Below are 7,150 nucleotides of genomic sequence, written 5' to 3' on the forward strand. Positions count from 1 at the left end.
TTCGTAATCACTTCTTGAAAAAACTGTGATTTTTGAAAGTCAAAAGGAAGGCGGAATGAATGATGACAAACACAGAGCCTGCATTGTGTACTAATGCGCCGACAACCGGGTTTAAAATTCCAAGGATGGCAAGAATGATCGCGAGAAAATTCAGTGCCATGGAAAAGGTGAGGTTGCAGCGGATTGTAAACATCATTTTCCGTGACAAGGCAATCAAATGAGGAAGTTCCCGGATGTCATCATTAACGAGCGCGATATCCGCCGCATCCACAGCGATATCACTTCCAACCCCGCCCATCGCAATCCCGACAAATGCTTTTTTCAGAGACGGAGCATCATTGATTCCATCCCCGATCATGCAGACTTGTATCTGCCGTTTCTGGGACTGTTCAATCCAGGAAAGCTTTTCCTGCGGGAGACAGCCGGAGTAAACTTCTTCGATGTGCAGCACGTCTGCAATGTGCGCCGCGGCATTTCGGTGGTCTCCGGTCAGAAGAACTGGAGATACGCCGGTAGACTTGACCTGGCGGATGGTTTCGGCAGCGTCTTCCCGGAGGGTATCGGCAAGAACGAGAAATCCGGCAGCCTTGCCGTCAACAGCTACGTAAATAACTGTGCATCCCTCATCCAGCCAGGAAGAAGCCCGGGCAGGGAGCTCGTCCGAAAATGTATCCGTATGCTCTTTTAACAGCTGCTCATTTCCCGCAAGAATGGCGTGCCCACCCACTTTGGCAGATACTCCGCGTCCGGGAATCATGTGAAATTCTTCCGGAGAAGCCGGGGCAGACTGTGTCTGTTTCTGAAAATCAGAGACGACCGCCTTGCCGAGAGGATGCTCGGAGCGAAGCTCGGATGAAGCCGTAAGACGGAAAAGATCCGTGTCTGAAAGTCCTGGAAGAATACTGTGGATGGTCTCTACATGCAGATTTCCCTCGGTCAGTGTTCCGGTTTTGTCAAAAGCGATCTTTTTTACCATGGAAAGCCTCTCAAGGGCATCTCCTTCCCGGACAAGAAATCCATGTTTGGTTGCGTTTCCGATGGCTGCCATAATGGCGGTAGGGGTGGCAAGAACAAGGGCGCACGGGCAGAATACAACAAGAATTGTTACGGCGCGGATGATCTCACCGGTGAAAAACCATGTAAGAATAGCCGACACAAGAGCAATGATGACAATCCAGGTGGCCCACCTGTCGGCAATTCCGACAATCTTTGCCTTTCCGGCATCTGCAGACTGTACAAGGCGGATCATTCTCTGAATAGAGCTGTCTTCGCCTACCCTCAGTGCTTTCATATCAAAAGAGCCGTAGAGATTGACAGTGCCGCTTGAGACATCATCGCCGGCCTCTTTGTCGACAGGGAGAGATTCTCCTGTCATGACGGCCTGGTTGATGGAAGTCTGTCCGGATGTAATGATGCCGTCCACGGGAATTGTCTCGCCCGGAAGAACGCGCAGCAGATCGCCGGCAATTACATCGCTTGCAGGGATGATTTCTTCACCGCCGGAAGTAATCCGCCTTGCTGTCCGCGGCGTGAGATGGACAAGCTTCTCAATCCCGGCACGGGCTTTTGAAACAGTAAGATCCTCCAGAAGAGCACCAAGCTGCATGATGAAGGCCACCTCGCCGGCCGCAAAGTCTTCACCGATGATCAGGGAAGCAATCAGCGCGATAGAGACAAGCACATCGGCCTTGATGTCAAAGGCCGTCACAAGACCGATGACTGCCTCCAGTATGATCGGTATTCCGCACAGGATCACGGAAATCCATGCCAGATCAAAAGGAAAGGGACGGATCCCGAAAAGACTCGCAAGAAGAGCCGCAAGTGATATGGAAAGAAAGATGATATCCTTTTTGATTCCGCCCCATTCCAAAATACGTTCCAGTGTTTTCATAAGTATTCTTCTCCTTCCTTTATACCCATACAGGTATATGTTTAAGAAAATTATACCTATAGGGGTATGGGTTGTCAAGGAAGAAAAAAGGAAAGCAGCCGTTCTGAAACAGCTTCCCAGTTGATGATATGGAACCAGTTGTCGATATAGCTGCTGCGTAGATTATGATATTTCAGATAATATGCATGTTCCCAGACATCCAGAGGGAGTACCGGGTAGAAACCGAGTGTGAGCGGATTGTCCTGATTCGGAAGAGCCATGATGGCGGGAGAGCCGTCCGGACTGATAACCAGCCACGCGCAGCCGGATCCGAACTGTCCAAGGGCGGCCGTCTTCATGTCCGAGAAAAATTGCCGGCCGGTGTCATAGTATTCCAGGATGGCCGGAGCAATCTCCTGTCCCGGCGGGGCCATGAGATCAAAGTAAAGGTCATGGCTGTACACACCGCCCCCATTGTTGCGTACAGAAGTACGAAGAGGCTCCGGAATATCTTCCAGACGGGACAGGAGCTTTGTCAGTGTCCAGGAATGATACTCGGGAGCATTCACAAGAGCGTCATTCAGATTATCCACATAAGTCCGAAAATGCCTGTCATGGTGCAGACACATCGTCTCGCGGTCGATAAACGGCTCCAGCGCATCGTACGGATAGGGAAGCGGCGGAAGATGAAAAGGCCAGGTCATTTCTGTAATCAAGGTTTGATACCTCCTTTTGCTGTTCTAATGACAATATAAGCAGATATCGGAAGAGAAATGACAAAACCGGTTTATTTTTCAGATCATGTTTGCAAAACGTTCAACAGCTTTTGTAAATTTTGCAATCGTTTCATCAGCGTCTCCGTGTTCGATTCCGTCGCGTACACAGTGCTGAATATGGCCCTCCAGAACGACCTGACCCGCTTTGTGGAGGGCGGATTTAGCAGCATTGATCTGCGAGAGAATGTCTTCGCAAGGAACGTCTTCATCAATCATCCGGTCGATGGCCTGGACCTGGCCGATGATTTTCCTGAGACGGCGGTGGAGATTTTGAGAATCAATACATTGTTTCATAGTAATGCCTCCTTCTCATACCGTTAGGGGTATATGTATTCCATAATTATCAGGTATAATAAGAAGAATGTCAAGGTACGCCGGGTAAAGATTGTAAATTTTTGAATTTTAATCAAATTTATGTGTAATTCGCGTACTAATATGGTATAATTCTGTTAAATAAAAATGAAAGGGGCGTTCCTTATGAAGTTGATTTTTGCGGTTGTACATGACGATGATACGAATAAAGCCGTCAGGCATCTGAATGAAAAGAAATTCCGCGTGACAAGATTATCCAGTACCGGAGGATTCCTGAGACGGGGAAATACAACATTGATGCTTGGTGTGGAAGACGATCAGGTGGAAGAAGTTTTTGAAATTCTTCAGGAAGAATGTGCAAAGAGAAAACAGGTGGAAGTAACGACACCATATCCGCAGGGAGACCTGTCTATGATCAGTTATTCCTATATCCCGATTACCGTTGAAGTCGGCGGTGCCACGGTATTCGTACTGAATGTGGAACAGTTCAAGAGAATCTGACGGTCAGAGTAAAAGAGAGGCGCAAAGTTGACAAAACACGCCCTGGGAAAACAAAATACATGAAAAATACCGGAAGACTTGTGCAAAAAGACACGAGTCTTCCGTTTTTTTCGCCGGATGTGTCGTATTTTTCTTGGAACCCGCTGACATAAAGCGATAAAATCAGCGTTACCGCTATGATATGATGAGAAAAAATATGAATATGAGGTGAGAATATATGGAAAAACAATTTCCGAAAAATGTACGTCAGATAGGGAATGTATGTGACAGTCCCAAGATTTATGTGGAAGACTATGTAGATACATTCTTGAACCAGCTTTGCGATAAAACGGATGAAGAGCCGAAAGGGGCTTTCCTGATCGGAGAAACAGGACAGGTAGAAGATCAGGACTGCGTATATATATCGGGAGCCGTCAGGATATCGGAGATTGTAAAAAATGAAAATCAGCTGAATCTCGCGGAAGCTGCCGTGGAAGCGGGAATGAAAGACTGTAAGGAATATTTCGGCAATCAGTCGCTTGTCGGGTGGTTTCTGATTGACCCGTCCAGAAAGCCGGGCACGGATGAAGCGCTGGAGAAGATACATAAAACGTATTTCGGTGAAGAGAATACGGTTTTTATTATGAAAGATCCGAAAGACAGAGAAGAAAAGTTTTATGCCTATAAATATGAAGAACTGATGGAAATCAATGGACATTATATTTATTATGAAAAAAATCCGGAGATGCAGAATTATATGATTTCCTCACGGAAAGAAAACAGGATTACTCCCAGTGAATCTATTGCGGATCGGGCTGCGAAGGATTTTCGCAGTATCGTGAAAGCAAAACTGGAGAAGGCGGACCAGAAGCAGAATAACCGTTTTCTCTATGCGGCAAGCACATTTCTTTTGCTTGTTATTCTGATCATCGGCGTGACAATGGTAAATAATTATGATAAGATCAAGGCAGTTCAGACCTCTCTTGACCAGATTACAAAAACCGTGGAAAAGGCGGAAGGCGAAGAAGAAGCACAGGCATCCGGAGAGAAAGTGACAACAGAGGTTGAGGAAGGAACGGATGTTAAGAGCAGCAGTGAAGACACACTGGATATACAGGAACAGGAGACTTCCGGAGGGGAAGAGTACTACGTGGTGCAGCGTGGGGATACGCTTGCTACCATCAGCCGGAAAGTATATGGAGATACTTCCTATGTAGACGCAATCGCACGGATGAACGGTCTTACGAATGGGGATTTCATATACATCGGGCAAAAATTACTGTTGCCGTAAGAAAAAGTATGTTATGATAATCAGAAATAGAACAGTATAAATAAAATACAAAGGGGAAAGCAATATGAAGGATAAGCAGCAAATGAGGTTCCACGTGGTCCCGAGGGCTGATATCCCGGATCTTTTCGGGGAGGGAACTGCTGTCCGGATCGGCCGGAAGTATGTCGAAAAGCCCCGGGTGGAGATGTGGACGGTACAGCCTTCTATTGAAACGGAGAATCCGGAAGAAATGCATCCGGTAAAAAAGAAGAAAAAGCCTATGAGGGCCAGAACAAAAAAGGCGATCCGAAGATGGGTCATTGTGGGAGTTCTGACAGCGGCCGTGGCGGTCTCCTATCTGACGATTACACTTCAGACCTATACAGGGGTTGAGGTCGTGTCTCAGATTCAGGAAGCAGAGTCGGGAAACAGCTTTTATATACGTTATGGGGAGAATATACTGAGCTGTGATACCGACGGTGTTGCATTATTCGATCTGGACGGGGCTGAACTCTGGACGGAAAGCGTCCAGTTTCAGAAACCGGTTATGAAAGTCAGCGGTACTTCCGCGGCAGTAGCAGAGCAGGGCGGCAACGATATTGCAGTATTCGGAGAAAATGGACTGCGGGGGCAGATCAGTACGACATTTCCCATAGAGAAAATGTCCGTATCAGATCAGGGAGTTACAGCCGTTCTGCTTGAAAATGGAAGCACTCCGATGATTCAGTGCTATGACGTATCAGGAAATGTACTGATCGAGTACAGCGTTGCGTCTTCTGCAAGCGGATATCCGATTGACATTGCGCTGTCGCCTGACGGAACGACACTTCTTGTCTCTTATCTGGTGGTACAGAATGGTCAGGTGGATACCAGGATTACTTATTACGACTTTGGAAAAACACACGAAGACGGGAATTATGAAATCGGCGGAGATACTTATGAGAATCAGCTCATGCCGAGCGTATTCTTTGTATCCGATGATAAATCGGTCGCAGTAGGCGACGGCGGCTTCGTGATTTATGAAGGAACCGAGCCGAAAGAAAGTACGAAGATTGACATCAAAAAAGAAATCAGAAGTATCGCCTACGATGAAGAATATCTTGCATTTGTTCTGAAAGATACAGATTCGGCCGGATATGAACTGCGGCTTTACGATTATAACGGAAAAGAGATTATATCAAAGGAATTTGAGGGTGATTATAGTAACATCAAAATTGATGACGGACAGGTAATCCTGTTTGACGGTGAGAACGCCAGCATTTTCACTGAAGGTGGAATTCACCGGTTTGAAGGAAGCATGGGGGCGGATATCAGAGACATCTTTGTTCTGAAAGGAATCAATAAATATCTGATGATGAGTAACAAAGGAACCCGGACAATACGCCTGACAAAATAGGAGAACAACATGAACTGGTTATTATATGGAACGATAGGAATTCTGGCGATAGGAATCATTGTGGGATATATCAAAGGGGCACTGCGCATCGCAGTATCACTGGCTGCGGCGGTGGCCGCGTGGATTCTGGTGGTTGTACTCACGCCGTATGCGGCGGATGCCGTGATTCAGTACACCCCGGCGGATGACTGGATTGAGGAGCGGCTTGAAAGTGCCTTGATGACAAACATGTCGGATGCTCTGGAAGAGCAGGCCGGAATAGAAAACGGAACAGATATCGATCTGCCGGCACTGGCAGAGCAGCTTTCCGGAGGCGAGATTTCCAGACAGGAACAGGCACAGATTATAGAGAATTCCGATGTGCCGGAGATATTTAAGGAATATCTGCAGGAAAATAATAATAAAGAAATTTACAGTATGATCGGAGCGGACAGCTTCGCAGACTATATCGCAAAAGGGATTACACGTCTGATTATTCAGATTCTGACTGCGGTCGTACTCTTTTTTGTCATATCGGCCGCACTGAAAATTGTTATGTATATACTGGATGTAGTTTCGTGGCTTCCGATCATAGGAGGAATCAACCGGATTGCCGGAGCAGCCCTTGGACTTGTGATGGCGCTGATTTTTATCTGGATTGTGTTCCTTGTATTTACGCTCCTGTACACAACACCGGCCGGGGAAGAGATCTTTGCGCAGATTAACGGGAATGCGTTTCTCCGGTTCCTGTATCAGAATAATTATATATTGAAGATTCTTATGGGGCTCCGCTGATGGCGGGGCCTTTCTGCTGAGTGCCAAGACTGATTGTGAAGACGGCAGTTACGTGTTCCGTCGTATTCGGAAGCGAAAAGATGCATCTTTCTGCTCCTGAATACGGGGAGAACAGTAACCTGGAAGAAAGAAAGAGAAAAAACAAAAAAGTTGAAAAAAGTTGTTGACATTTACAAGCCTGGATGATAATATATAACACGTTCCGCTGATAACTGTCAGCACAAAACATCTCAGAGTGACAATCCTGAGGACGGCTTTTCCGCATTGGCTTG

At 46.7% G+C, this 7,150-nt stretch carries 7 protein-coding genes; 4 read left to right on the top strand and 3 right to left on the bottom strand.

From position 1 onward, the window contains the following. Positions 1 to 7: 7 nt before the first annotated feature. From B5G11_RS15530 to B5G11_RS15540, 3 genes are all read right to left on the bottom strand, one after another. Entirely contained in the window at positions 8 to 1,891 is a 1,884-nt protein-coding gene (locus B5G11_RS15530) for a cation-translocating P-type ATPase (protein ID WP_087255452.1), read from the bottom strand. A gap of 74 nt (positions 1,892 to 1,965) precedes the next feature. Then, a complete protein-coding gene (locus tag B5G11_RS15535) occupies positions 1,966 to 2,586 on the bottom strand; it encodes a superoxide dismutase (RefSeq protein WP_242959086.1) in 621 nt (206 codons plus the stop codon). Between the two features lie 78 nt (positions 2,587 to 2,664). Further along, entirely contained in the window at positions 2,665 to 2,940 is a 276-nt protein-coding gene (locus tag B5G11_RS15540; protein ID WP_087168796.1) for a metal-sensing transcriptional repressor, read from the bottom strand. Positions 2,941 to 3,123: 183 nt separating this feature from the next. Here B5G11_RS15540 and B5G11_RS15545 point away from each other — a divergent pair, with 183 nt between their 5' ends. The 4 genes from B5G11_RS15545 to B5G11_RS15560 all read left to right on the top strand — a co-directional run bounded on the left by B5G11_RS15545 (position 3,124) and on the right by B5G11_RS15560 (position 6,878). Further along, the gene (locus B5G11_RS15545; RefSeq protein WP_087168795.1) at positions 3,124 to 3,459 is read left to right on the top strand and encodes a cyclic-di-AMP receptor; all 336 of its coding nucleotides are present in this window, start codon (positions 3,124 to 3,126) and stop codon (positions 3,457 to 3,459) included. A gap of 217 nt (positions 3,460 to 3,676) precedes the next feature. Continuing rightward, the gene (locus B5G11_RS16920) at positions 3,677 to 4,729 is read left to right on the top strand and encodes a LysM peptidoglycan-binding domain-containing protein (protein WP_087255455.1); all 1,053 of its coding nucleotides are present in this window, start codon (positions 3,677 to 3,679) and stop codon (positions 4,727 to 4,729) included. 64 nt (positions 4,730 to 4,793) lie between these two features. Further along, entirely contained in the window at positions 4,794 to 6,104 is a 1,311-nt protein-coding gene (locus tag B5G11_RS15555) for a DUF5711 family protein (RefSeq protein ID WP_087255458.1), read from the top strand. A 9-nt stretch (positions 6,105 to 6,113) separates the two neighbouring features. Further along, positions 6,114 to 6,878 (top strand): CvpA family protein, encoded by a 765-nt coding sequence (locus B5G11_RS15560; RefSeq protein ID WP_087255461.1) that lies wholly within the window; start codon positions 6,114 to 6,116, stop codon positions 6,876 to 6,878. Positions 6,879 to 7,150 lie beyond the last annotated feature (272 nt).

The sequence above is a fragment of the Drancourtella sp. An57 genome (assembly GCF_002161525.1).
Classification (GTDB): domain Bacteria; phylum Bacillota; class Clostridia; order Lachnospirales; family Lachnospiraceae; genus Sellimonas; species Sellimonas catena.

What these genes read in the sequence shown, in the direction of transcription:
- B5G11_RS15560 (WP_087255461.1), top strand. Translation starts at nt 6,114, where the DNA reads ATGAACTGGTTATTATATGGAACGATAGGAATTCTGGCGATAGGAATC.
- B5G11_RS15530 (WP_087255452.1), bottom strand. Translation starts at nt 1,891, where the DNA reads ATGAAAACACTGGAACGTATTTTGGAATGGGGCGGAATCAAAAAGGAT.
- B5G11_RS16920 (WP_087255455.1), top strand. Translation starts at nt 3,677, where the DNA reads ATGGAAAAACAATTTCCGAAAAATGTACGTCAGATAGGGAATGTATGT.
- B5G11_RS15545 (WP_087168795.1), top strand. Translation starts at nt 3,124, where the DNA reads ATGAAGTTGATTTTTGCGGTTGTACATGACGATGATACGAATAAAGCC.
- B5G11_RS15540 (WP_087168796.1), bottom strand. Translation starts at nt 2,940, where the DNA reads ATGAAACAATGTATTGATTCTCAAAATCTCCACCGCCGTCTCAGGAAA.
- B5G11_RS15555 (WP_087255458.1), top strand. Translation starts at nt 4,794, where the DNA reads ATGAAGGATAAGCAGCAAATGAGGTTCCACGTGGTCCCGAGGGCTGAT.